Annotated in this window: 2 protein-coding genes; both read right to left on the bottom strand. The window is 71.0% G+C overall.

Features of this window, described 5'->3' with window-relative positions; all coding sequences use genetic code 11:
• Window positions 1-200: 200 nt before the first annotated feature.
• Window positions 201-1145, bottom strand: coding sequence for an ABC transporter substrate-binding protein (locus AB0J52_RS39920; protein ID WP_500188357.1), 945 nt, complete (start codon window positions 1143-1145; stop codon window positions 201-203).
• Window positions 1146-1162: 17 nt separating this feature from the next.
• On the bottom strand, window positions 1163-1549 hold a 387-nt coding region (locus tag AB0J52_RS39915), incomplete at its 5' end, for an ABC transporter ATP-binding protein (RefSeq protein ID WP_500188356.1).

The following is a 1549-nucleotide window of genomic DNA, read 5'->3' as shown; positions in this document are numbered from 1 at the left end:
GCGCGAACGCGTTACCTGCCCGGTGGAGCGATGCCGAAGGCGAGCGGAACCGGGCAGATCGCGAAGCGATGCCGCGTTCGCCCAGGCCTGGTCACGTAGCGAGCCGCTAGGCGAGCGAAGTGGGCCAGGACTTTAAAACACGGGGTAGCGGAATGCGGAAGGCCCCACGCTGTCGCGCGGGGCCTTCGGATGCGGGGCGGTCACTTCTTGGCGAGCGGCCCGAGGTTCGTCTGGAGGTCGTCCAGGATCTTGCCGGCGGCGGTGGGGCCGATGCCGGTCATCCAGATCTCGTCGTCGACGACCTTGGTGTGCCCGGCCTTCACGGCGGCGAGGCGCTTCCACAGGGGCCCGGCGGTGGTCTTGGCCTGCGCGTCGGCGGCCTTGGCGCCGTAGGCGGCGACGAACACGAAGTCGCCGTCGGCCTGGTCGACGCGCTCGGGGCTCAGGGGCGCGAAGCGCTTGTCGGCCTTGTCCTTGAGCAGCTGCGAGTCCGGACGGCCGAGGCCCGCGTCGTGCAGGACGATCCCGGAGAACGAGTCCGGGCCGTACTGGCGGATCTCGTCCGGCATGAAGCGGATGACGCTGACCTTGAGCTTCGCCGGGTCGCCGAAGGACCTGCCGACCTCGCGGGCGCGGTCCTCGTACGCCTTGAGCTTCTGCTCGCCCTCGGTCTTCTTGCCGACGGCCTCGGCGTCCAGCAGGAAGTTCTGCTTCCAGGTGACGCCGACCTGCGCGGTGAAGACCGTCGGGGCGATCTTGCTGAGCTGGGAGTAGTACTTCTCCATCCGGAACTTCGAGCCGAGGATCAGGTCCGGCTTGAGCGCGGCGATCGCCTCGACGTCCGGCTGCTGGGTCGTGCCGACGCTCTTCACCTCGCCGAGCCCGGGGCCGAGGTACTTGGGCATGCCCGCCTGCTGGTCCGGGACGGTCGCGCCGACCGGGGTCAGGCCGAGCGTGGCGAGGGTGTCGACCTTGTCGGTGTCCAGCACGACGATCTTCTTGGGCGCGTCGGGGACCTTGGTCTCCCCCATCGCGTGCTTCACCACGTGCGTCGCCCCGGACGCCGGCGAGTCGTCCGAGCCGCCGCAGGCGCTCAGCGCCAGTGCCGCGGCGGCGGCGACCGCCAGTCCCTTCGTGAGCCTCATCCGGTGTTCTCCTTCGTTCAGGCCGGGGCGTCCGGCACGATCATGGGCGCGCCCGTGACGGGGCAGGGGACGACGATGCCGCCGAGGCCGAACACCTCGGACAGGCAGGCGGCGTCCACCACGTCCGCGGGCGCTCCCTGGCGCACGACGGCGCCGTCCTTCATGACGACCAGGTGGTCGGCGTACCGGCACGCCTGGTTCAGGTCGTGCAGCACGGCCACGACGGTGTGTCCCCCCGCGCGGTTCAGCCGCCGCAGCAGGTCGAGGACCTCGATCTGGTGGGCGAGGTCGAGGTAGGTGGTCGGCTCGTCCAGCAGCAGGGCGTCGGTGTCCTGCGCGAGGGTGAGCGCGATCCAGACCCGCTGCCGCTGGCCGCCGGACAGCGCGTCCACCGGGCGGTCGCG

Source organism: Spirillospora sp. NPDC049652 (genome assembly GCF_040675125.1).
GTDB lineage: Bacteria > Actinomycetota > Actinomycetes > Streptosporangiales > Streptosporangiaceae > Spirillospora.
The sequence above is the reverse complement of the archived record's forward strand: the minus strand, read 5'-3'. Positions and strand labels throughout refer to the sequence as shown.